The 24,606-nt window shown below is 72.4% G+C and carries 10 protein-coding genes; 5 read left to right on the forward strand and 5 right to left on the reverse strand.

What is annotated here, in order from left to right; all coding sequences use genetic code 11:
- Positions 1–136 precede the first annotated feature (136 nt).
- The 4 genes from CHC05_RS19730 to CHC05_RS19745 are packed head-to-tail and all read left to right on the forward strand — an operon-like array spanning position 137 to position 14,363.
- Positions 137–1,612, forward strand: a complete 1,476-nt coding sequence (locus CHC05_RS19730; RefSeq protein WP_245871062.1) for a PfaD family polyunsaturated fatty acid/polyketide biosynthesis protein — start codon at positions 137–139, stop codon at positions 1,610–1,612.
- Positions 1,613–1,621: 9 nt separating this feature from the next.
- The gene (locus tag CHC05_RS19735; protein WP_089250900.1) at positions 1,622–6,772 is read left to right on the forward strand and encodes a type I polyketide synthase; all 5,151 of its coding nucleotides are present in this window, start codon (positions 1,622–1,624) and stop codon (positions 6,770–6,772) included.
- Positions 6,769–12,651: a polyketide synthase gene (locus tag CHC05_RS19740; RefSeq protein WP_218824605.1), complete on the forward strand. Its 5,883-nt coding sequence runs from the start codon at positions 6,769–6,771 to the stop codon at positions 12,649–12,651. The genes CHC05_RS19735 and CHC05_RS19740 overlap by 4 nt, the downstream gene beginning before the upstream one ends.
- A complete protein-coding gene (locus CHC05_RS19745; protein ID WP_089250902.1) occupies positions 12,648–14,363 on the forward strand; it encodes a methyltransferase in 1,716 nt (571 codons plus the stop codon). The genes CHC05_RS19740 and CHC05_RS19745 overlap by 4 nt, the downstream gene beginning before the upstream one ends.
- Here CHC05_RS19745 and CHC05_RS19750 read toward each other — a convergent pair.
- The 4 genes from CHC05_RS19750 to CHC05_RS19765 are packed head-to-tail and all read right to left on the reverse strand — an operon-like array spanning position 14,344 to position 20,154.
- Positions 14,344–15,147, reverse strand: coding sequence for an alpha/beta fold hydrolase (locus tag CHC05_RS19750; protein ID WP_089250904.1), 804 nt, complete (start codon positions 15,145–15,147; stop codon positions 14,344–14,346). The two genes, CHC05_RS19745 and CHC05_RS19750, sit on opposite strands and share 20 nt — an antisense overlap.
- Entirely contained in the window at positions 15,144–15,734 is a 591-nt protein-coding gene (locus tag CHC05_RS19755; RefSeq protein WP_089250906.1) for a class I SAM-dependent methyltransferase, read from the reverse strand. The genes CHC05_RS19750 and CHC05_RS19755 overlap by 4 nt, the downstream gene beginning before the upstream one ends.
- Positions 15,731–16,867: a DUF3419 family protein gene (locus CHC05_RS19760; protein WP_179266277.1), complete on the reverse strand. Its 1,137-nt coding sequence runs from the start codon at positions 16,865–16,867 to the stop codon at positions 15,731–15,733. Before CHC05_RS19760 ends, CHC05_RS19755 begins: the two co-directional genes overlap by 4 nt.
- Positions 16,855–20,154 carry an AMP-binding protein gene (locus CHC05_RS19765; RefSeq protein WP_089250910.1) on the reverse strand — a complete coding sequence of 1,100 codons (3,300 nt, stop codon included), beginning with the start codon at positions 20,152–20,154 and terminating at the stop codon, positions 16,855–16,857. The genes CHC05_RS19760 and CHC05_RS19765 overlap by 13 nt, the downstream gene beginning before the upstream one ends.
- Positions 20,155–20,274: 120 nt before the next feature.
- Between CHC05_RS19765 and CHC05_RS19770 the strand changes: the two genes are divergently transcribed.
- Positions 20,275–23,874: a WD40 repeat domain-containing protein gene (locus CHC05_RS19770; protein WP_089250912.1), complete on the forward strand. Its 3,600-nt coding sequence runs from the start codon at positions 20,275–20,277 to the stop codon at positions 23,872–23,874.
- On the opposite strand, the gene CHC05_RS19775 is transcribed toward CHC05_RS19770, so the two are convergent.
- On the reverse strand, positions 23,846–24,589 hold the full coding sequence (locus CHC05_RS19775) for an SDR family oxidoreductase (protein WP_089251083.1): 744 nt from the start codon (positions 24,587–24,589) through the stop codon (positions 23,846–23,848). The genes CHC05_RS19770 and CHC05_RS19775 overlap by 29 nt on opposite strands.
- Between the last annotated feature and the right edge of the window lie 17 nt (positions 24,590–24,606).

Below are 24,606 nucleotides of genomic sequence, written 5' to 3' on the forward strand. Positions count from 1 at the left end.
ACGCTCGAAGCTGGCCCGCTACGGAGGGGACGCTTTGACGGCCGCACCGCGTTGGTTGCCCGGTGAGCGTCAGACGGACTTCTCGCCCGAGGGCATCGTCGAGTGTGTACGGCGCTTTCGTGAGCCCGTTCACCTCGTGCGCGCCGAGGCCGGCTACGAGCCTGGGCTCGGGATCGGCGGACACGTCGGTGCGGACGGCCCGTTCGAGCTGCTCGGCACTCTGCCGCCGCTCTACCCCGAATGGCTCGGTGACCGGTCCTTCAATCGCACCCACGGCGTTCGGTTTCCGTACGTCGCGGGGGAGATGGCCAACGGCATCGCCACCGTCGACTCGGTCGTCGCGATGGCCGAAGCGCGGATGCTCGGCTTCTTCGGCGCCGCCGGGCTCGCGCTGCCCGTCGTCGAGCGCGCCGTCGGCGAGCTCGGCCGCCGGCTGAAGGGCCGCGACAACTGGGGCGTCAACCTGATCCACACGCCGGCCGCGCCCGAGATCGAAGACCGGCTGGTCGAGCTGCTGCTCAAAGCCGCCGTGCCCAAGGTCTCCGTGTCCGCCTACATGGACCTCACCCCCGCTGTCGTCCGATGCGCGGTCGCCGGGATGAGGCCGGAAGGGCGCGCCCGGCACCTGTTCGCGAAGGTGTCACGGCCCGAGGTCGCCGCCAAGTTTCTGTCGCCCGCGCCGCCCGAGATCCTGCGTGCGCTGGTCCAACGCGGGCAGATCACGCAGGCCGAGGCTGACCTGGCAGCGCGGGTTCCGCTTGCCGACGACATCACCGTCGAGGCTGACAGCGGAGGGCACACCGACAACCGGCCCCTCGCGGTGGTCCTCCCCGCCATCCGGGCACTGCGGGACGAGCTGGTCCGCCGCCACGGCTACACCAGCCCCGTGCGGGTCGGTGCCGCGGGCGGGCTCGGTGACCCCGCCGGTGTCGCGGCCGCCTTCGCCGCCGGCGCCGCCTACGTCGTGACCGGCACCATCAATCAGCTCTCCCGCGAGGCGGGGCTCTCCGACGCCGCCAAGGCCCTGCTCGCCGAGGCGGACCTCGCCGACGTTGCCATGGCTCCGGCCGCCGACATGTTCGAGTACGGCATCAAGGTCCAGGTGCTCAAGCGCGGCACCCTGTTCGCCTCCCGCGCCGGGCAGCTCTACGAGACCTACCTGGCGCACCAGTCCCTCGACGACATCCCCGACGCGATCCGCGAGCGCATCGAGAAGGACATCCTGCGCGGCACCTTCGACGACTGCTGGGAGCAGACCCGGCAGTTCTGGCTCGACCGGGACCCCAGCGAGGCCGAGCGCGCCGAACGCGACCCGCGGCACCGCATGGCGTTGGTCTTCCGGTCCTATCTCGGCCTGTCGAGTCGGTGGGCCATCACCGGCGAGCCGACCCGGCAGAGCGACTACCAGATCTGGTGCGGTCCCGCGATCGGCGCCTTCAACCGTTGGGCGGCGGGCAGCCCGCTCGCCGACAAGACCCATCGCACCGTCGTGCAGATCGCGCTCAACCTGCTCGAAGGTGCCGCCGCGGTGACGCGTGCGCATCAGCTTCGTTCCTACGGCGTCCCTGTGCCCGACGACGCCTTCGCACCGCGTCCGCGGCTGTTGTCCTGAGGAGGACCGATGGTGCCGATCGCCGTCGTCGGGATCGCCGCGCTGATGCCCGGCGCCCGGGACACGGCCGAGTTCTGGGACAACATCGTCACCGGCAAGGATCTGATCACCGATGTGCCACAAGGCCGCTGGGCCTCCGAGGACTTCTACGACCCCGATCCGGCGACGCCCGACACGACGTACAGCCGCCGGGGTGCGTTCCTTCCCGAGATCGAGTTCGATCCGCTCGCCCACGGGCTGCCGCCGGCCACGCTCGAGGCCATCGACCCCGCGCAGCTGCTGGGCCTGACCGTCGCGGACGCCCTCCTCGGCGATCTCGACCGGAACCTGGCCGGCCCGCTCGACGGCGAACGCGTCAGCGTCATCCTCGGCAGCTCCACCCTCAGTCGCGTCGGCACGATGGACGCCCGCATCCAGCGTCCACTGTGGCTCAACGCGCTCCGGGAGCAGGGCATCGAGGAGAGCCAGGCGCAACAGATCTGCGACCGGATCGCCGACCAGTACGTGCCCTGGCAGGAGGACTCGTTCCCCGGCCTACTCTCCAATGTGGTGGCTGGCCGGATCGCGAACCGCCTCGACCTGCACGGCACGAGCTGCACCGTCGACGCCGCCTGCGCGAGCTCCCTCGCGGCGGTCTCGGCCGCCGTGAACGAGCTCGCGCTGGGCACCGCCGACCTGGTCGTCACCGGCGGCGTCGACGCGACCAACAACCCGCTGATGTACGTGTGCTTCAGCAAGACCCCGGCCCTCTCGCCGACCGGCGACGCGCGCCCGTTCTCCGCCGACGCCGACGGCACGCTACTCGGCGAGGGACTGGCGATGCTGGCGCTCAAGCGGCTGGACACCGCCGAACACGCCGGCGACAAGATCTACGCCGTCATCCGCGGGCTGGGCACCTCGTCGGACGGGCGCGGTGGCGCCATCTACGCGCCGATGCCCGAAGGGCAGGTGCGGGCGCTGCGCCGCGCGTACGACGCCGCCGGCTACGGCCCCGACACGGTCGAGCTCGTGGAGGCGCACGGCACCGCCACCCGCGCCGGCGACGCCGCCGAGTTCGAGGCGCTCCGGCACGTCTTCGCCGAGACCGGACGGCCCGACACCGGCTGGTGCGCCCTGGGCAGCGTCAAGTCCCAGATCGGGCACACCAAGGCCGCCGCCGGAGCCGCCGGGCTGATCAAAGCCGTCCTCGCCCTGCACCGCCGCGTCCTCCCGCCGACCATCAAGGTGCGCGCGCCCAGCCCCGGCCTCGGCATCGAGGACAGCCCCTTCTACCTGAACATCGCCGCGCGTCCGTGGACCCGAGACCCGGAGCACCCGCGCCGGGCGTCCGTCTCGAGCTTCGGCTTCGGCGGCGCCAACTACCACGTCACCCTCGAAGAGCACCCCCGCTCCGAAGCCCGGGCCACCGTGGGCGTCGTCAGCGCGACCCAGGCAGGCGACCCGGGCCGGATCGCGTTCGTCTTCCCCGGGCAGGGATCGCAGTACGTCGGCATGGGCGCCGACATCACCATGGCCTTCCCCCAGGCGCGGGAGGTGTGGGACCGCGCGGCCGGCTTCCGGTTGCACGACGTCGTCTTCCCCCCACCCGTCTTCACCGACGACCAGCGCGCGGCCCAGCAACGGCGGCTCACCGACACGCGCTGGGCGCAGCCGGCCCTGGCCGCCCACAGCCTTTCGCTGCTCGCGCTGCTGCACGAGGCCGGCATCCGGCCCGACTGCGTGGCCGGCCACAGCCTCGGCGAACTCGTGGCCCTGCACGCCGCCGGCGCCATGGACGCCGAGAGCCTGCTGCGACTCGCCCAGCACCGGGGCGAGCTGCTGGCGGGGATCGACGCCGAGCCCGGCGCGATGCTGGCCGTGAGCGCCGACGCCGACACCGTGCGGGCGGCCATCGTCGAGGACACCTGGATCGCGAACCTCAACGCACCACGCCAGACCGTCGTGTCGGGGACCGTCGCCGCCATCGAGGCACTGCACCAGCGGCTGAGCGCCGGCGGTGTCAGCGCGGTCCGCCTCAACGTGTCGGCCGCGTTCCACAGCCCCATGGCCCGCGCCGTCGAAGCACCGCTGCGCGCGTTCCTCGACAAGCTCGATCTGACCGTGCCGCAGATCGACGTCTACGGGAACACCGACGCGGCGATCTACGGCGACGACCTGAGGGGCACGCTCGCCCGACAGGTCGGCGCGCCGGTCAGGTTCCTCAACCAGATCGAGACGATGTACGCCGATGGCGTGCGCACGTTCATCGAGGTCGGCGCCGGATCCGCGCTGACCGGCCTCATCGGACAGATCCTCGGCGACTGCCCGCACCTGGCCGTCAGCCTGGACCGGCGCGGCCGCGACGGTGTCTCCACCTGGCAGGAGGCCCTCGGCCGGCTCGCGGCGCACGGCGTGCCGATGCACCACGAGCGCACCGACGAGCCCGCCCAGCCGCCCGCGCCGGCCCGGATGACGGTGCGGGTCAACGGATCCGGCTACGTCCCACCCACCCCTGCCCGCCGGCCGCCGGCGCCCAACCTCGTGGAGGCCCCCGCCCTGATGACCGAGCCCCAACCGAGCGCCGAGTGGCTGGCCGCGGTGCAGGAGGTGCAGCGCCAGACCGCCGAGGCGCACATGCACTTCCAGCGCGTACTCGCCGAGTCACACCAGGCCTTCCTGCAACTGGCCGAGAACACCTTCGCCACGTTCGCCGGCCAACAACCACCACCGCAACCCGTGCCACGGCAGGCCCCGGCGCCGGCTCTCCTGCCACCGGCACCCGAACCCCAGCCGCTGCCGCCTCCGCCGGTCGTGCGACAGCCCGAGCCCCCGCCCGCGACCACTGAGCCGGTGAGCCTCGCCCTGCTGCTCTCCGTCGTCGCCGACAAGACCGGCTATCCGGTCGACATGCTCGACGGCGGCATGGACCTGGCCGCCGACCTCGGCATCGACTCGATCAAGAAGGTCGAGATCTTCGCCGCGGTACGCGAGCGCACCCACGGCCTGCCACCGACCGACTCGCCGCAGATGGCCGACCTCTTCCAGGCCCGCACGCTCGACGAGGTCATCCGCCTGGCGACCGCTGCGGACCCCGCGACCCCGTCGGTTGTGGTCCGCCGATTACAGGTCCAGCCGGTCCCCGCACCGGCTTCCGGACAGGAGATGGCGGGCGTACGCCAGGGACCGATCGCGGTCGTCGACGACGGCAGCGGACTGGCCGCCGCCGTCGTCGCCCGCCTGACGACGCACGCGATCACCGCCACCGTCGAGCACGCGCCACCGCCCGACGCGTGGGGCGTGATCCTGCTCGGCGGAGACCACCACGCCGCCTTCCGCGCGGCCCGCACGGTGGCGGCCGCCATGGGCCAGCGCGGCGGCGTCTTCGTGACCGTCCAGGACACCGGCGGCACCTTCGGCCTGTCGGATCCCGACCCCCGTCGCGGCGGCCTCGCGGCGTTGGCGCGGACGGCCGCGCAGGAGTGGCCGTCGGCCGCGGTCAAGGCGATCGACTGCCAGCGCGGCGACCGGCCCGCAGACGCCGTGGCCGCGGCGCTCGTCGACGAGCTGCTGACCGGCGGCCCGACGCTCGACGTCGGCCTGCGCGCCGACGGCACCCGCTGGACGCTCGCCGAGCGCGACGCGCCAGCCGAGGAGCAGCTGACCATCACCCCGGAGTCGGTCCTCGTCGTCTCCGGGGGCGCCCGTGGCATCACCGCCGCAGGGCTGCGGGCGCTGGTAACAGTGGCCAAGCCACGCCTGCTCCTGCTCGGCCGCACCGCGCTCGCCGCCGAACCCGGCTACCTGGCCGGCGCCCGCGACGAGCCGTCGGTGACCCGCCTGCTGGCCGAGCGTGAGCCCGGCAGGCCGGCAGAGCTGGCAGCCAGGGCCCGCACGATCCTGGCCCGCCGCGAGGTGCGCGCGACCCTGGGCGACCTCGAACGGGCCGGAGCGACGGTGCGCTACGTGGCGCTCGACATCACGGACCGCACGGCGCTGAGCCGTGAGCTCGACCGTGTTCGACGCGAGTGGGGACCGATCACCGGAATCGTCCACGGTGCCGGCGTGCTCGCCGACAAGCGCATCGTCGACAAGACCGACAACGACTTCGACCGCGTCTACGCGACGAAGGTGAACGGGCTCGAAGCCCTGCTCGCGGCCACGGTGGACGACCCGCTCGACGTGCTCGTCCTCTTCTCCTCCGTGGCCGCCCGCTACGGCAACGCCGGGCAGAGCGACTACGCGATGGCCAACGAGGTCCTCAACCACATCGCCGGTGTCGAACAGCGGCGGCGACCGTCCTGCCGGGTCCGCGCCATCGGCTGGGGACCGTGGGACGCGGGCATGGTCACCACCGCCCACGCCGCGCACTTCACGAGCCTCGGCATACCGCTGATTCCGCTCGACCAGGGTGCGAAGGCCTTCGTCACCGAGTTGGGCACCACCGACGGCACCGCAACCGTACTGATCACGGCCGGCCCGCACACCGAGGCGGTCAACGCGACGACCCACCGCTTCCTGGCCGACCACGCTCCCGCGGGCACCCCCGTACTCCCGCTCGCGATGGCCGTCGAATGGCTCTCGACCGGATCCCTGGCCGACGTGCGCGTGCTGCACCGCGTCGATCTCCCCGACCTCAACGGGCGGTTCACCATCGACGGGACCGATGACCTACGGCTCACCTCGACCGCGGGCCGCATCCATTACTCGGCACGCCGGATCCCGGGCGCGCCGGCCGGACGGTGGGCCACCCCCGACGGCCTCGGCGACCCGATCACCGAGCCCTACGCCTCACCCGCGTTGTTCCACGGCCCCGGGTTCCAGGTCCTGCGGCGGGTGCGCCTGTCCCCGCACGGCGCCGAGGCGGAGGTTGTCGGCGCGCGGGTGATGGGTTGGCCCGGCCGCTGGCGCACGGACCCGGCCGCGATCGACGGCGCACTGCAGGCGGCGGTCCTGTGGGCCGCGCACACGACCGGCGACGCCACCTTGCCGATGGGCCTCGACCAGGTTCACGTCCACCGCGCGGGAGCCGCCCCGGGAACGCTGCGCTGCATCGTGCGCGCGGGCTCCCGGACCACCGACCAGGCCCGCTGCGACGTCGCCCTGCTCGACGAGGACGGCAGGGTCCGCACCGAACTGCTCGGCGTGCGCCTCGTCCGCCGGCCCGACCTGGCACCGGCGTGAGCACCTTCGCACCGGTCGCGATCGTCGGCCGCGGCTGCGTGCTGCCCGGAGCACACAACCCCGACCAGTTCTGGGCCAACATCGTCTCGGCGCGCGTCAGCATGGGTCTCGTCCGAGGTTTCGAGACCGGCGACAGCGCGTACGACCCGGCCCTGCGATGGGTGCTGCACGCGGGCCGGGCCGCTCTGCGCGAGGCCGGCGACCGCGCCCGCCCGGAACGCAGCGGCCTCGTCCTCGGCAACCTCGGCTACCCGAGCCGGAGCCTGGTCGCGTACGCCGAGCGCGTGTGGCGGGCCGACCACCCTGGCGACCCACACGGCCGGTTCTCGTCGGGCCTCTGGGCCCACCAGGCCGCCAGCGCGCTGAACCTCAAAGGCGGCTCGCTCGCCCTCGACGCCGCCTGCGCCTCCGCCCTCTACGCCATCAAGATCGCCTGCGATCGGCTGCACGACGGCACCGCCGACCTCATGCTCGCCGGTGCGGTCAGCGGCTGCGACGGGCAGATCATCAACTCGGGGTTCGCGGCCCTCGGCGCGCTGAGCCCGTCCGGCCGCAGCCGGCCCTTCCATCGCGGCGCCGACGGACTCGTCCCCGCCGAAGGAACGGCCATCGTGGCGCTGATGCGCCTAGGCGATGCGGTGGCCCAGCGCGTCCCTGTCCTCGGCGTCATCCGCGGCATCGGCCTCTCGAACGACGGCCGCACCGGCGGCTTCCTCGCACCGGCCGAAGAAGGCCAGATCCGGGCCATGCGCGCCGCGTACGCGCAAGCCGGCTTCGGTCCGGAAACCGTGGAGCTGCTGGAGTGCCACGCCACGGGCACACCGCTGGGCGACGCAGTCGAAGCCCGCTCGACGGCCCGTGTCTTCCAAGCCCGACCAGAGCCGTTGCCCGTAGGCTCGGCCAAGTCCAATGTGGGCCATCTGCTGACCGCATCGGGCGCGGCCGGTCTGCTCAAGCTCCTCGCCGCCATCCACGACGGGACGCTCCCCGCGACGGCCGGCGCCGACGACCCGATCGACGAGCTCCGCGACGGCCCGCTGCGACTGCTGGCGGCAAAAGAGACCTGGGCAGGACCGCGCCGGTGCGCGGCGATCAGCGCGTTCGGCTTCGGCGGCAACAACGCCCACCTGATCGTCGAGGCGTACGACGGCGCGCCGAAGAGCTTCAGCGCTGCCGCCCCGCCAGCCGAGATCGCCATCGTCGCCGTCAGCGGCCGCGTCGGCGACGACCCGCTCGAGGACGCTGTCCTGCGCGGCTGGATCCCACGCCCGACCACGAACGACATCGAGGTCGGGCTCGACGGCCTGCGCTACCCACCGCGCGACCTGCGCGAGACGCTGGGCCAGCAGCTACTCGTCCTGGAGGTCGCCCGGGACGCCGTCGAAGGGATCGACCTCCCGCCGGAGCGCACGTCCGTCCTGGTCGGGATGGGCTGCGACCCCGAGACGGCCCGGGTGCGCAGTTTCGGTCCACCGCTGACCGCCTCCCGCGTCCTGGGCGCCATGGCCAACATCGCGGCCAACCGCATCGGCGGGCAGCTCGGCCTGTCCGGACCGGGCTTCGCGGTCTTCGCCGAGGAGGCGTCCGGCGTCGTAGGGCTGGAGTTGGCCGCCCGCGCGCTGCGGGCCGGCGAGATCGACGCGGCCCTCGTCGGCGCCGTCGACCTCTCCGACGAACCGGTGCACCGCGCTGCCATCGCGGAGCTGGACCCGCTCGCCGAACCCGCCGACGCGGCCGTGGTCCTCGTGCTCAAACGCCTCGACGACGCCCGCCGCGACGGCGACCGGGTCCTCGCGGTCCTCGATCGCACCGACCGGCCGGCCGACGCCTTTCCCACGGGCCTGTTCGGTGCGCCACACGCCGCCCGCGGCCTGCTCGACGTCGCAGCGGCGGCCATCGCCCTCCACCACCGCGCCTGGCCCGTCGCCCGACAGCGCGCGCAGCCCCGCCTGGGCGGGACCACGGCCGACGTCAGCACGCCCGTGCTGGGTGCTGCACCTGTCCGCGTCGGCCTCCGCGCCGCGGATGCCGCCGCCTGGGCCACCGAGCCGATCACCGCGCTGCACGTCTACTCGGGCGCGAACCGTGCCGAGGCATTGGCGGCGGCCGCCGATGGACGAGAGAGCGACACCGGCCCGGCCCGCCTTGCCGTCGCGGCCCGCGACCCCGCGCACCTCGCCGAGCAACTGATGGCGGCGCGTGGCTGGCTCGACGGCACCGCCCTGCGGCCGCCCGGGGTCGCCTTCCGCGAGCGGCCGATCGGCGGCGAGACGGCGTTCGTCTACACCAAGGGCTCGGCCTTCTACCCGGGCATGGGTGCCGACGTCGCGCTCGCGTTCGCGCCGCTGGTCGCCGGCATGGACGAGCACGCACAGGTCTCGTGGCTCTACGAGGGGCGCGACGTACCCGACGACTCCCTGGACCAGATCCTCGCCGTCGGATTCGTCGCCCGCCTGCACACCAGGATCACCCGCGAGGTGCTGGGCGTCGCACCGCACGCCGCGATCGGCTACTCCTCCGGCGAGTCGGCGGCCCTCGTCTCGCTCGGCGTCTGGAACGACGTGACCGCGATGTCCGCCGACGCCCGAGCCAGCGGCCTGTTCACCCACGACCTGGGCGGCGACCTGCGCGCCGTGCGCCGCTTCTGGGAGCGGCACGGCATCGCGGGGGAGCGCTGGGCGGGCTATCTCCTGTCGGCCGATCCCGAGCAGGTCCGGGCGATGCTCGCCGACCAACCAGCGGTGCACCTGACAGCGGTCTGCGCCCCCGGCACCTGTGTGGTCGCCGGCGAGGAGCGGGCGTGCGCGGCCTTCGTCGAGCGCTTCGACCCGGCGTCCCGCATCCGGATCCACTACGACCTGGCGGCGCACGCCCCGGAGCTGGCCGAGGTCCGCGACCGCTGGCACGCGCTGCACCGCCGCCCCACGACCAAAGTGCCAGGCATCCGGTTCTACCGTGGCGCGACCGGCCAGTCGTACCACCCGACCGAGCAGTCCGCCGCCGACGCGATCACCGAGCAGATGCTCTCGCCCGTCGACTTCCCCAACGTCATCCAACAAGCCTGGGACGACGGCGTACGCGTGTTCGTCGAACACGGACCCGCCGCCCAGTGCACCGGCTGGATCCGCCGCATCCTGGGCGAACGCGAGCACGTGGCGGTGGCCCTGGACTCCGTGCGGGACCGCGGCCTGTGGTCGCTGTCGGCAGCGGCCGTGGAGCTCGCCGCCGCCGGCGTCCCGTTCCGCCACGACGCCCTCGCGACCTACCTCGAGAGCCCCCGCCCCGCGCGCGGCGAGACGATCAGCGTGCCGAAACGCCTCGCGGCCCCCGTCGCGTACGCCGTGATGGAACCGGCCCCGGAATTGGCACCGATGCCGACCCGCCACCGTCCGCGAACCAGCGCCCCGGCGCACGACTGGCGCGCGTCCATCACCGAGGCACACCACCAGTTCCTCGACCTGCAAGCCACAGCCCACACGCGGTTCCTGGCCGGACGCGCCGAGGCCCTCCGCGCCCTCACACCCGTGGGCAACCGCGAGCACCCCGGCCCCCGATTCGACCGGGCCCAGCTCGAACACCTAGCCAAAGGCCAGATCTCGGACCTGTTCGGCCCCATGTTCGCGGTCCAGGACCTCGACGTGCGGCAGACCCGCATGCCCGGCCCGCCCCTGCTGCTCGCCGACCGGGTCACCGGGATCGACGCCGCACCCGGCTCGCTCGGCAAGGGCACCATCTGGACCGAGACCGATGTGGACACCGGTGCCTGGTACCTCGACGCCACCGGTCGCATGCCGCCCGGCCTGGTCGTCGAGGCGGGCCAAGCCGATCTGCTCCTGATCAGCTGGCTCGGCGCCGACCTGCACAACCGGGGCGAGCGCGTCTACCGCCTGCTCGGCAGCGACGTGACGTTCCACGCCCCGCCACCCGCTCCCGGCGCGACCCTCACCTTCGAGATCCGCGTGGTCGGGCACGTCGTCCACGGCCCGGTCCGCCTGTTCTTCTTCGAGTACGACTGCCACGTCGGCGACACGCTCCTGCTGACCGTCCGAGAGGGACAGGCGGGGTTCTTCGACGACGACGAGCTCGCCAACACCGGCGGCGTCATCTGGGACGCGGCCGCCACCCGCCCGGGCGACGCCCCGTACGACCCGCCCGCGGTCACGTGCACGCGCACCGGGTTCGACAGGTCCGCGGTCGACGCCTTCGCGGAGGGCCGCGCCGCCGCCTGCTTCGGCCCCGGCTGGGAGCCGACGCTCGCCCACGTTCGCACGCCACGGATCGGAGCCGGCCGGCTGCGCCTGCTCGACGAGGTCCCCGTCTTCGACCCGACCGGCGGTCCCAACGGCCGCGGTTACCTGCGCGCCGAGACAGCGGTCAGCCCCGACGACTGGTTCTTCGACGGCCACTTCCACAACGACCCGTGCATGCCCGGCACGCTGATGTCCGACGGCTGCCTCCAGGCGGTCGCCTTCTACCTGGCCGCCTGCGGCCACACGATCACCCGCGACGGCTGGCGGTTCGAACCGGTGCCCGGCCGCACCGCCCGCATGCGCTGCCGGGGCCAGGTCACCCCCGACAGCAAGCAGCTCACGTACGAGGTCTTCGTCTCGGAGGTGTCCGCCGGCCCGTTCCCGACCGTCGTCGCGGACGTGCTGGTCACGGTCGACGGCGTCAAGGCCCTGCACGTCGCCGACTGCGCCGTGCGCCTGGTGCCGGACTGGCCCCTCGACCAGTGGCGGCACCTCGGCCCGCCCACCACGGTGCTCGCGCCACTCGCCCGGCTGGGTGGCCTCGTCGGGCACCGCGACGCCGGCCCCGTCGCCGAGGTCGAGGGGCTACCGCTCGGCTACGCCTCCCTGCTCGCCTGCGCCTGGGGCAGACCCACGGACGGGCTCGGGCCGATGGCCGAGGCGTTCCTCGGCACCCGCCGCCCGCCCCGGCTGCCCGGGCCGCCGTACCACTTCATGAGCCGGATCGCCGCCGTCGAAGGCCCGTACCAGGGTATGGCGGTCGGCAGTGCGGTCACCGCGGAGTACGAGGTGCCCGCCGAGGCCTGGTACTTCGCCCACAACGCCGCACCCACGATGCCGGCCGCGGTCCTGATGGAGGTGGCGCTCCAGCCGTGCGGCTGGCTCGGCTGCTACGTCGGCAGCCCCACCCAGATCGACGCCGAGCTGCTCTTCCGCAACCTGGACGGCGACGTGCGGCTGCTGCGCGAGGTGCGACCGGGCACCCGCCGCATCCGCACCCGCGCCGAGCTCACCGACGTGTCCCGCGCCGCCGGCATGATCATCGAATCGTTCCGGATCGAGTGCCACGCCGACGGTGAGCCCTTGCTCCGCGGCACCGCCGTGTTCGGCTACTTCCTCACCACGGCCTTCGCCGAGCAGCCCGGCCTGCCCCCGACACCTGCCGAGCTCGACCGCCTGAGCGAGCCGTGCGAGAACGTCCCCGCGCTGTCCGCACGGCGCGGGAGCATGCTGATGATGCTCGACCGGATCACCGGCTACTGGCCCGAGGGCGGGGCCGCCGGCCTCGGCCGCCTGCGCGCCGAGAAGGACGTCGACCCCGACGAGTGGTTCTTCAAGGCCCACTTCTTCCAGGACCCCGTCATGCCCGGCTCCCTCGGCGTCGAGGCGGCCCACCAGCTGCTCCAGTGGTACGTAGCCGAGCGGGGCGGCCGCTGCGAATCCGTCGCCGTCGACGAGCCGCTGACGTGGACCTACCGCGGCCAGGTCGTGCCGACCGACCGCCTGGTCACCGTCGAGCTGGAGATCCTCGAGATCCGCGACCGGACCGTGTTCGCCACCGCCTGGCTCTGGATCGACGGCCGTCGCATCTATCGCATCGACCGGCTCGGCGCGAGGATGGTCGCATGAAGCCCGGGGTCGGAACCGTCGAAGAGGCACACGCTGGCCACCTCGAGACCATGCTGGCGTACGTGGACGGGCAGGCCCTGGACCGCCAGGAGACCTTCCACGAGTGGGAGGCGGAGCTTCCGCCGGACGCCCGCGCGGCGTTCGCCGGCCTCAAGGACTCGGCCGCGATCCGGGCGAGCATCCTGGAGGCGTTCCCCGGCAACACTGTCCACAATGTCAGCGGCATGAACGAGGTCTACGTCTCGAACATGGGCGCCAAGGGCTCCGACCGCGCCTTTCTCCAGCAGCACATCGACGGCCCGTTCGGCCTGCTGCCGTTCGTGACGCTCCTGCGCTGCCTGGTCGTCGTGCGGGGGAACGACCGCGTCACGACGGTCTTCGCGGTCCAGAAGGCCCGCAACACCCTGCGGACGGGCGAGTTCTGCTGGCTCGACTACAACCGCGACATCCACCACATCGTCAAGAGCGGCGACCCGGACGACCTCCTCGCCGACAGCCGCATCTGCCTCAAGGTGCACTACGCGGTCGTACCCCGCTGGCTCGCCCCGGTCCGTGCGCTGTTCGCGGGGTGGAACGAGACCTACAACCGGCGGGCGCGCGAGCTGTTCGTCGCGAGCAAGAACCCGCAGTCGGCGATCGGCAAGCTCCTCGGCGCCGTCGTCAACGCCGGCACGTTCCTCTATCCGCTGTTCTTCCAGTACGTCGGGGTCCTGAACCTGCTCGTCCTGCTGCTGTTCTGGGGCGTGACCGCCGGGCACCCGACCGAGCGGGTCTACCTCTTCAGCTTCGTCCACTACGCCCTCTACGCCGTCGCCCACCTGTTCCGCACGGTCGAGCCCGGCCGGTTCGCCCGCGACGCGACCCTGTTCCAACTCGTGGCGCTAGGGACCCTGTTCTGGCAGTACGGGCAGGCGGGGTTCGACGCACCGTCGCTGGCGGTCGCGGCCCTCGGTTTCGGGCTCTCCGGGCTCGCGTTCCTGCGGCTGGGCTCCGACCGCACCTACTTCGGCGCGGAGCTCGGCGTCGTACCACCCGGCAAGGTCTCGGGCTTCCCGTACGGCGTCATCCCGCACCCCATGATCGTCGGAAAGCTGGTCGGCTTCGCCGGGCTGGCGCTGCACGCCCCCTTCCGCGCGGCGTGGTGGCCGCTGCTGCTGGCCCACGTGGCGTGCTACGTGGTCGTCCTGTGCCAGGAGGTGGCGGGCCGGCACCTCGGAGACACCTACCGGTTCGAGGAGACGTACCGCGACTTCGCCCGCTTCCACCAGAAGACCGGCAACGTCGTCGTGCACCTGTTCTCGACGGGCATCGGCCTGCTCGGTGTCTTCGGCCTCGTCGGCGCCGCGGCCCTCGCCCTCGGCGCGACACCCGCCGTGGTCGTGGCGTTCGTCGCGGTCCTCTACGCGTACTTCTGCGCCTACACGGCACCGGACCAGACCGCCCTGGCATCGATCCTGTACGTGGCCGTCGTGCTCGCCGCCTACCTCGCCCTCCCGACGACGCTCGGCTGGCTCGTCGCCGCCGGCCTGCTCGTGCTCGGCACGGTGGCCCAGGACGTGTCCCACATCGTGTTCAGGGAGCGGACGTATATGAGCTCGTACCAACGCGGGCGCGGCGCTGTCGGGCTGTTCGTGCTGCACACCGTGCTGCTCGTGCCCCTGCTCTGCCGGGCGGCCTTCTTCCGGACGGCCGTCACAGCCCGAGCCGCTTGACCGCGTCCACGATCTCCATCGGTCGCTCGTAGGCGATCGCGTGACCGGTGTCCGCCAGCACCGTCAGCCGCGCCTGCGGGAGGCGGGCGGCCAGCACGCGCGAGTTGCGCGGCGCCAGCATCCGGTCCTCGGCGCCGACGATCACCTCGACCGGCACGCGGACGGCCCCGAGCCGGCGATCGGTCCGGTGGAACGACATCGCCAACGCCTGCAGAAGCGAGTTGAACCGCGAGTACGGCTCGGTCCGCTGGATCTGCCGGAGCGGGGCCAGCAGGCCGTGCGCGCGGTCGCCGTCGTGCACGAGCAGCCGGTCGCACATCGTCCACACCCGGACGTCGTTCGAGATCGTGGCCGCGGCGGTCAGCGGCAGCGAGCGTAGAAAGGCCGGCGACACGTCGCCGCGCGCCGCGCTGGCGGACAGCACGAGCCCGGCGACCCGGCGCGGGTGCCGGAGCGCGAGATGCTGGGCGACCATCCCGCCCATCGACTCGCCGACCACGACCGCGGGCGCGTCCCCGGCGCCGTCCCGGATGACGACCGCCGCGTCGTCGGCCAGCGTCGCCAACGTGTACGGCCGACGCGGACGCCCCGACTCGCCCGTGCCCCGGTGGTCGACGAGCACGACGCGGTAGGGGAGGGGACCGACACGGCCGAGCCAGGGGAGCCAGCTGCTGCCGGACCGGCCGTACCCGGCCAACAGCACCAGCGTGGGGTCGCCGCGCTCCCCGGCGACCTGGTACGACAGCCGCACCCCGGCGCGCTCCACCCAGTGCCGGGAGGTCATGCCGGGAACCGCGCGACGACGTAGTAGCGCAGCGGGCCGTGTTCGACGTGGGTCGCGCCGTGGCGGTGCAGCAGGTCGTCCGGCACGGCCTCGACATGGAAGGCGGACAGGAACGGGCGCATCGCCCGGGCCGCGAGGTCCGAGAAGTCGACCACCCACAGCTCGCCGCCGGGCGCGAGGTGCCGGCGCGCGTTGTCGATCGCCCGGTCCTTGTCCACGAACATCGACAGGCAGTACGACATGAGGATGCGCTGCGGTGGCACACCAAGGACGGCACCGATGTCACCGTCCTCGGCGAAACCAGGGGAGATCCGGGCCCAGGGGCACCGGCGTGCGGCGTGCGCGCGCATGACGTCGCTCGCCTCCAGCCCGCCGAGCGCCGCGTCCGGCCGTCGGCGGTGCAGCCGGGCCAGGTTGCGCCCGGTGCCTGGGCCGATCTCCACGAGCGTGGCCCAGTCCCCGGCCAGCAGGCGGTCGAGCACGCCGTCGCGGCCGAACAGGAAGTACTTCCGGGACACGTCGTAGACGCGATGGGTGGCCCGGTAGTACCGGTCGAGGAACGCGCGGTGGTCCGCCTCCCAGGTCATGCGGCGCCGACGACCCGGTAGACGTCGACGCGTCCGTACAGCCGCGTCCGCTCCTGCTCGCTCGCGAGGGTCGACGCCGGCTCGACGCGCTCGTAGAGCCCCGACAACCCGACGCGGTCGACGACGCACGCGTCCTCCACACTGCGCGTCAGGACGACCGCGCCCTCCCCGCCCACGCGGGCGATCCGGTGCAGCAGCTCCCGCTGGGCGGAGGCGGGCAGCCAGTCCAGCACGTCGCACAGGGAGAAGTGCGACCACTGTCCCGGCGTCGCACCGGCGAGCATCCGCTGCAGCGAGGCGTGATGAAAACCGACCCGCGTCGGTGCCACGAGCGACTGCTTGTGGCTCTGCTCCCGCAGATAGGGCGGCACCGCGTCGGGATGGTCGTGGTTGAACTCGCCGGTCAGGCACGACCAGACGAACCAGTTCGTCTCCAGGTCCGTCCGCACCAATCGTTCGAAGTGCGCGGTGACGACGTCCATCATGGACGCTGCCCGGTTCGCCCGCAGGTTGCGCCGCCGTTGCGCGAAGTTGACGCCCACGCCGAGCTGGAACAGCGGCGTGTTGACCAGGACGCGCATCGGCCACCATCGCCGCAGCGACGCGAAGATCGGGTCGAAGCGCGCCAGCCGCTCGGCGGGCGGGAGCGCCTGCACGGTCCGCAGGAAGTCCGCGTCGACACCCACCTTCTGGCGCAGCAACCGTTGGAAGGTGCCGACCAGACCCTCCGCGTACAGGTTGTGCCGGAACCGGTGGTGGTTCGTGCTCCAGTAACGCCCGACCCAGGACGGGAGGGCCGCCATGAGCGGCCGGAGCACCCCCGCGGGATCGTCGTGTCGTCCCCGGCCGAGCAGCTGGTAGAACTCGGCGTGGGAGGTCATCCGGCGGGCAGCGGCGACCTTTAGGGCGGCCAGGGCGAGGTGGTGCCGGTTGGTGTCGACGGCGTCGATCCGGGCGGGATGGGCGGCCAGCAGACCGGCCACGCCGCAGCCGGCGCCGCTGACCGCCAGCACGCGCGCACGGGAGTCGAGGTCCAGGACGCGGTTGTCCACCTCCGAGTCCTCGTAGAGCAACGAGAAGGTGAAGACGTGATGGAAGGTCGCGGCGAACGCGCGATCGGCTAGGTCCGGCACTGGCGCAGCTCGTCGCCGAACCGGGCCATCCACTCGTCGATCTCCCCGCCGGACCACCCCAGATGCCGCGGGGAGTAGTACCAGTCGACGCGCGTCGTGCCCTCGACGACGGAGCACTCGACGTACAGCGGCGGCTGTTTGACACCGCCCTCGGGGTCCCACATGTCGCCGAGGTCGTCCGCGCGCAGCGAGAAGAGGCCACTCCGGCTCCGCGTCGGCACCTCGCCCTGGAAGTTGAACCAGAGCATCGGGGCCGCGGCGCTGACGTCCGCGTAGCCCAGGTACCTGAGCGGGTCGAACGACATGCCCGCCGAGGGGACCTCCGCGAGTCGTCGGCTGACCGCGGTCAGCGTCTCCGCCGGGCTTTGCGTCGAGCTGTCGTCGAAGGCGAGCGGGAAGGTGCAGTGCAGGTCGCCGACGGTCCGCGAGACGTCGAGACCGTGCACCGCCGACTGCCGGCCGGAGCTGGAGAGCTTGACGGCGAGCCGGTCGCCGTCCCATTGGCGCTGGGCGGTCCGCACCAACGCGGCGAGCAGGGTCGTCGCGACCGGTGCGCGGCGGCCGTTCGTGGTGATGCCGCGGAGTGCGCGCGTCTCGTCGGGGCCGAGGTGCTGGTGGGCGCTGGTCAGGTCCTTCATCGTGACGGCCTCATGCGTGCCGGCGGCGTCGAGCTGCCGATGCCAGAAGTCCAGGTCGGCGATGGCGGCGCCGCGCGCGAAGTCGTTCATCCAGCGCGTGAACGCCGCGAAGGGCGCCGAGGTCCGCGCGATGTGGAGGCGTTCACCGCGCTCGTCCTGCTGGCAGAGCCGGTCCAGGTCGTCGACCAGGATGCCCAGGGTGGCGGCGTCCATGACGAGGTGGTTCACGGTGATGAAGAGCTTTTGCCGGTCGCCGGTCTCGATCAGCAGGAGGCGCAGCACCGGGCCGTGCTCGACGCTGAGCCGGCGATGCTGGTCGTCGAGCGACGGCTCGGTGGTGGTCTCGACGGCGAAGCTGCCTTCGACGTCGCCGTAGCGCTGGGTGAAGCGTCCCTCGTCCCTGCGGAACCGCAGACGCAGCGCGTCGTGCCGGGCGACCAGTGCGTAGGCGGCGCGGTGCAGCCGCTCCGGGGTGAGCCGGCGGTGCACGTCGAGCATGACCGCGCGGTTCCACCAGTTCCATTGCCCGAGCTGGAGGGCCTGGGTCTGGGCGGCGCTGAAGGGGATCTCGCCCGGATCCGGCGCGGCCGGCCTCTCGCTCGGCTCGGCTGGGGACTGCGCGAACTGCCGCACGACGAGCGTCGCCAAGTCCCGCAGGGTGGCGCCGTCGGTGACCTCGGACGGGGGTACGACCGCCCCGGTCCGGTCCTCGACACGTGCGGCGAGGTCCATCGTCCCGAGCGAGTCGAGGCCGAGGTCGCGGAGGGAGACATCGACGGGCACCTCGCCGGGGTACTGGAGGAGCGCCGCGAGGTCCGCCTGGAGCAGCCGGATGACGTATTCGGCGCCGCTGCCCTGGACCTCCGCTCTCGGCTTCTCCTTTTCCGCGAGCGGCTGGAGCGACCCGCTGGTCCAGAGCTCCTTGCACTCACCGCGTCGCAGCTTGCCGCTGGTCGTCTTCGGGAGGGAGTCGGCCCGCAGGAGCAGGACCTCGTGGCACTGCACGCCGCAGTGGGCGGCCACCGCGGCCCGGATCGCCGCCGCCGCGCGGTCCACCGGCACGGGCTCCGTGCCGGCGAGGGCCTTCTTCCGTAGCTCGGCCGCCACCACGACCCGCTCGACGCCGTCGACCTGGACGCCGAACGCGACCGCGTTGCCCGGCCGCAGGATCGGGTCGGCGGCGACCACCGCCGCCTCCAGGTCCTGCGGATGGATGTTGCGGCCGCCGACGATGATGAGGTCCTTGAGGCGGCCGCAGACGAACACCTCGCCGTCGTCGCCGACGACCCCGAGGTCACCGGTGCGCAGGAACCGCCGCTCGTCGCCGGTCGCCAGGCGGGCCGCGAAGACGGCCGCGTTCTCCTCGTCGGTCCGTCCCCAGTAGCCGGTCGACACACTGGGGCTGGAGACCCAGAGCTCGCCGACGACGTGGGGTGGCTGCGCCAGGTGGGTGGCCGGGTCGACGGCGACCACCGTCACGCCGAGCTCGGCGTCGGGGACGCCACTGCCGACGAGCGTCACCGCGGGAGCGTCGGCCGCCGGCGGGACGATGACGCCGTCGCGGTCGAGCACGGCCCGGTCGCCCCGCAAGAGCGTCGGCCGCTTGCCGACCTGCGCGCTGACGAAGAGCACGGCTTCGGCCATGCCGTACACGTTGCAGAACGATGCCGGGTCGAAGCGCATCGGCGCGAGCGCGGCCTCGACGCGGTCCATCGTGGACGCCAGCATGGGTTCGCCGCCCTGGAGCGTGGCCCGTAGCGACGAGAGGTCGAACGCGTCGCCGTCGCTCAGCCCGCGCAGCACGTACTCGTAGCCGAAGTTCGGTCCGGCGATGTGGGTGCCGCGATAGCGGTCGATCGCCTCCAGCCAGAGCCGCGGCGCGGCCAGGAACGTGAGGGGGGAGAACGCGACGCAGCGGGCACCGGTGTACATGGCGTTGAGGATGCCGCCGGCCAGCCCCATGTCGTGGAAGAGCGGCACCCACCCGACGAGCACGGACGCGCTGTCGACCCGGGTGTTGCGGGCGATGAGCTCGAGGTTGTGCACGAGGTTCCGGTGCCGCAGCACGACACCCTTGGGCGCGGACGTCGAGCCGGACGTGTACTGCAGGTAGACGATGTCGTCGGGGCCGAACCGCTCTGCCGCGCGGGCGAGCGTTTCCGCGGCCGTCGCCGGGTCGGCCCGTTTGGCGCGGTTCGACACCAGCCAGGTCAGCTTGGGCCAGCCCGCGCGACCGCGCAGGCGGTTGGTCACCGACGTGACCGTGGCGAGCGCGCGGTATTTCGCGTGCGTGAGCGCGAATCGGGCGCCACTGTCCCGGGCGACGTGCCGGAGCTTCGGCAGCTCCCGGTCGAGGTGCCGCGGGTCGGGGCTCGCGACCGGCACCGCGATCGCGCCGAGCAGCACGCACCCGAAGAATCCGGCGACGAAGTCCAGCCCGTCGTCCGGCGGGAAGATCAGCAGGACGCGATCGCCACGCGAGACCCCGGCCGCCTGGAGAAGGTCGGCGGTCCCGGCCGCGCGCCGCACGACGTCTTCGTAGTCGGCGGAGTCCGCCTCCGCACCGCGCCGGTCGAGGAAGGTGTAGAGCGGCGCCCGAGGAGTGACGCGCAGGCGTTCGACCATCGTCGTGAGGAGGCTCGCGGTCATCGACCATCATCATAGATGGATGCCGACAGCCCTCGGGTTCAGCCGATCGAGCGACGGCGGCGTGAGCTCTTGGCTGTTGAAATGGCTCCGTGAGACTGGCTGAGTGGACCCGGGGGTGCGATGGCGGCCAGGAGGCGTGCGACCGGAGCCTTCGACTATCTCGCGTTCGTGCTGGGCGCCGGCGTGGGACTGTTCACGAACCTCGCCACGGCGCGGGCCGATCGGTGGCCGGGCTGGTTACAGCCGTTGTCCACGTACTCCGCCGTGCTGGGTGGCCTGCTGGTCTTCGGTGTGACGGCTTCGTGGTGGTGGCAGCGGCGTGGCCCACTCCGACCCGCGCCGCGCTGGACCGATCTGGGCGGCAACCCGTATCCAGGTCTCACGCCGTACACGAGAGATCGTGAGGCGGTCTTCGCGGGACGCGGGCAGGAGATCCGCGATCTGACCGATCGCGTTCTGAGCGCGGACGCCCCGGGTCTGCGGTTCGTGCCGATCGTCGGTCCGTCGGGGTCGGGGAAGTCGTCTCTGGTCCTCGCCGGTCTGCTGCCGCGGTTGGACCGTCGGTGGAAGGTCCTGCCCGACTTCGCACCCCAGGGCGATGCGCTCGCCCAGCTGGAATCGATCGTCGGCGGAGTCGACCTGGCCGACGTGGCGAAGCGAGTCGCGGTGGAGCCGAGCCTGGCCGCGGACAGCCCACTGATGCGGCCGCTGCTGCGGCGCCTCAGCGACCTGCGCCGGCCGGCCGACCGCCTGCTGATCGTCGTCGACCAGTTGGAGGAGCTCGTCAGCCTGCAGACGCGGGAGGAGCTCGACCGTTTCATGGGCCTGATGTCGAGGCTGGTCGACCTCGACCGCCGGCTGCACGTCGTCGCCACGTTGCGCTCCGAATACATAGGGGCGTTCCAGCAGGGGGCAGGTTCAGAGCTGTTCACCGCACCGTTCATGGTCAATGCCATGACCGTCCGGCAGCTGCGCCAGGTCGTCACCGAGCCGGCCGACGAGACCGACACCACCTTCGAGGACGGCCTCGTCGAGGACCTCCTTACGGAGGTCGGCGCGGGCGACGCATTGCCGCTGCTGAGCTATTTCCTCAGCGACCTGTACGACCGGCGCGGGCCTGACCAGCACATCACTCGCGCGGACTACGAGGCGGCCGGAACGGTCGGCGGCATCATCACGCGGCGCGCGGAAACCGCCGTCGCCAACTCCGGGCATCCGTTGCGGCGGTGTCTCGAAGTGTTGGCCGGCTTCGTCTCGTACGCCGGGCCTGAACCCACGCGCCACAGCGTCCGCGCGGCCGATCTGGACGACGCCGGTGCGCAGGTCGTCCAGGCGTTCCTGGCGCAGCGGCTGATCACCAGCGACAGCCGAGACGGCGAGGTCGTCTTCGCCCTCGGCCATGAAGCGCTGCTGCGGCGTTGGCCGGACCTGCGTGACCATATCGAGGCGCACGCCGAGCAACTGCGCAAGGCGACCGAGCTCGCCGCGCTGGCCGCCGCGTGGGACGCCGCCGGCAAGGATCCGGAGTACCTGATCGACGGCCGTCGCCTCGACGACACGACCCGGTCGATCCAACTCACAGCCTTGCTTCCCCCGGCTCGGGAGTATCTGTCCGCGGCCGTGGAGCACGCGGCCGCCGGCCGGGAACGCCGGGCAAACGTGATCGCACGCCAAGCCCTGGCCACCATCGCCATTGACCAGCCACGGGCGCTGGCGATGGCGCGCGCCGCGTACACCGAGCTCAAGCCGACACCCCTCGCCGCGTACGCGCTCCAGGCCGCCCTCCCCGCGACCGAAATCCCCATCTGGGACGACCTGGACGCTGTTCTCTCCGTGGCGTTCGTGTCGGACCTGCGCATCGCGACCGGTTCCCGCAACACGGTCAGGATCTGGGATGCCAACGGCCGGCTGCTTCATCGCTTCGCCGGCCGTAGCGTGTCCGCGATCGCCGTCGCGCCTGACGGAAGCCTCGCCACCGGGTCGTTCGACAAGACCGTCAGGATCTGGGACTCCGAAGGACGTTTGCTGGACACCCTGACCGGCCACGCGGACGAGGTCCACGCGGTGGCATTCGCGCCCGACGGTCGCCTGGCAACGGGGTCCGTCGACCACACCGTCAAGATTTGGCACCGCGATCGTTCGCCGCAATACACGTTCGGCGGTCAAGCCGGCCCCGTCAGGTCGGTCGCGTTCGCTCCCGACGGGCGCCTGGCGTCCGGGTCCGCCGACTGCACGGTGTGGATCTGGGGTCTCCATGGCGAGCTGCTCCGCGTGCTTGCCGACCACACCGACGAGGTGTCATCCGTGGCGTTCGCCCCCGACGGGCGGCTGGCGGCCGGGTCCGCCGACGGCACCGTGCGGGTCTGGGATCTCGACGGCGAACCGCTCCACACGCTGTCGGGCCACGCCGATGACGTCGGATCCGTGGCGTTCGCGCCCGACGGGCGTCTCGCCACCGGATCTGACGACCACACGGTCAAGCTATGGGATCGCGACGGCCGCCTGCTCGACACGATCAGCGGCCACCAGGGCGCTGTCACCTCGGTCGCTTTCGCGTCCGACGGTCGTCTCGCCACCGGATCCTACGATCACACCCTCAGGATCTGGGCGCCGGACGGTCGCGAACTGCGGGTCTTCACCGGGCACCCACCAGCCGAGGGGGAGGTCGCCACCAGGACCAGGCGACCGCCTCGAGCCGGACAGATCGCCGTGATCAAGAGCTCCAGCTTCGTCGTGGCGGTCGCGTTCGCCGCCGACGGCCGTCTGGCGATCAGCGATCGGGACACCGTCAGAATCTGGGACGTCGACGGGTCGCTGCTCCATACGCTCACCGGCCAGAGCGCCACTGTTCGGTCCATGGCGTTCGCGCCGGGCGGGCGCCTGGCCACTGGTTCCGCGAACCGCACCGTCGAGATCTGGGGTCTCGACGGTCGTCTGGTGCGCAGGATCACCGGCCACCGTGGGGTGATCTCGTCGGTGGCGTTCGCTCCCGACGGGCGCCTGGCCACTGGTTCCGAGGATCGCACCGTCAAGGTCTGGGATGTCGACGGTCGTCCGGTTCGCACCATCACCAGTCATGGCGAGGCGATCTCCTCGGTGGCGTTCGCGCCCGACGGGCGCCTGGCCACCGGGTCCGTCGACCACGCGGTCAAGATTTGGGAACCCGACGGTCGTCTGCTCCGCACCATCGCCGCGCACCCGCCCGCCGACGGCCGCCGTCGTCTCTTTGCCGGCTTCTCAGTGGCGTTCGCGCCCGACGGGTGCCTCGCCACCGCATCCCACGACGGCAAGGTCGAAATCTGGAATCGTGACGGCAGCCTGGCCCATACTCTCGCCGGCCATGACGAGATCGTTACCGGCGTGGCATTCGCGTCCGACGGGCGCGTCGCCACCTGCTCCGACGAGAGCACGGTCAAGATCTGGCACCGCGACGGTCAACTTCTCCACACCATTGCTGGCCCCGAGCTGGACGTCACCTCGTTGGCGTTCGCGTCCGACGGCCGTCTCGCCACCGGTTCCAACGACGCGCGGACCAGGATCCATTTCTGGCCAGTCGACGGAAGCGCCTTGGCGGACCTGGCATCGGCACAGGACGTGACGCTGACGCCGCGACAACGCGCCGAGTTGGGCTTGCCCGCCGAGGCGCCACGCGCGCACCACATCCCAGCGGACACGGTGGTCAACTCGGAGCTCAGACGGAGAAGGGCCCCCGCACCGTGACGCCTCCGTCGACGACCAGGCTCTGCCCGGTCACATAGGACGAGAGCGGCGAGGCCAGGTAGACGGCGGCCGCGGCGGCATCGTCGGGCACGCCGAGGCGCCGCAGCGGGATCTCTGGCACGTCGTCGGCGGCCTGGCCGGTGTTGGCCACCGCCGTCGCGATGGCGCCGCACGTCACGACGTTCATCCGAATCCGGTCGGCGGCGTACTCCGCGGCGACGGTCTTCGCGAGACTGACCAGGCCGGCCTTGGCGGCCCCGTAGGCGGCCTGCATCGGTGCGGCCATGACGCCGCTGACCGAGCCGACGCTCACGATGGACCCGCCACCGCCCTGGGCCAGGAAGGCCCGGAGAGCCGCCCGGACCGCGCGGGCCACATAGCCCAGGTTCATCTCGTACGCGAGGTCCCAGTCGTCGTCGCTCATCTCGTGCAGCCGCACGGCCGGCACGAAGGCGACCTGTCCGCCCACCACGGTGACGAGCGTGTCGAGCCGGCCGAACGCGGCGACGGTCGCACCGACGAAGTCGTCAGCGGCCGACGTGGACCGGACATCACCGGCGAGGGCGAGCGTCTGGCCGGTCAACTCCTCGACGGCCTCGCGTGCGCGACCGAGGTCGATGTCAGCTACGGCCACGTTCGCACCGGCGGCGGCGAACGCCCGCGAGATCGCCCGGCCGATGCCGTGGCCGCCACCTCCGACAACGAGTGCGTTCATCCCGTCGAGCGGCCGAG

It is taken from the genome of Asanoa hainanensis (genome assembly GCF_900188485.1).
Taxonomy (GTDB): domain Bacteria; phylum Actinomycetota; class Actinomycetes; order Mycobacteriales; family Micromonosporaceae; genus Asanoa; species Asanoa hainanensis.

Excerpts from the sequence above, each read along its gene's own strand:
- CHC05_RS19735 (WP_089250900.1), top strand. The coding sequence starts at position 1,622 with ATGGTGCCGATCGCCGTCGTCGGGATCGCCGCGCTGATGCCCGGCGCC.
- CHC05_RS19745 (WP_089250902.1), top strand. The coding sequence starts at position 12,648 with ATGAAGCCCGGGGTCGGAACCGTCGAAGAGGCACACGCTGGCCACCTC.
- CHC05_RS19750 (WP_089250904.1), bottom strand. The coding sequence starts at position 15,147 with ATGACCTCCCGGCACTGGGTGGAGCGCGCCGGGGTGCGGCTGTCGTAC.
- CHC05_RS19755 (WP_089250906.1), bottom strand. The coding sequence starts at position 15,734 with ATGACCTGGGAGGCGGACCACCGCGCGTTCCTCGACCGGTACTACCGG.
- CHC05_RS19765 (WP_089250910.1), bottom strand. The coding sequence starts at position 20,154 with ATGACCGCGAGCCTCCTCACGACGATGGTCGAACGCCTGCGCGTCACT.
- CHC05_RS19770 (WP_089250912.1), top strand. The coding sequence starts at position 20,275 with ATGGCGGCCAGGAGGCGTGCGACCGGAGCCTTCGACTATCTCGCGTTC.
- CHC05_RS19775 (WP_089251083.1), bottom strand. The coding sequence starts at position 24,589 with ATGAACGCACTCGTTGTCGGAGGTGGCGGCCACGGCATCGGCCGGGCG.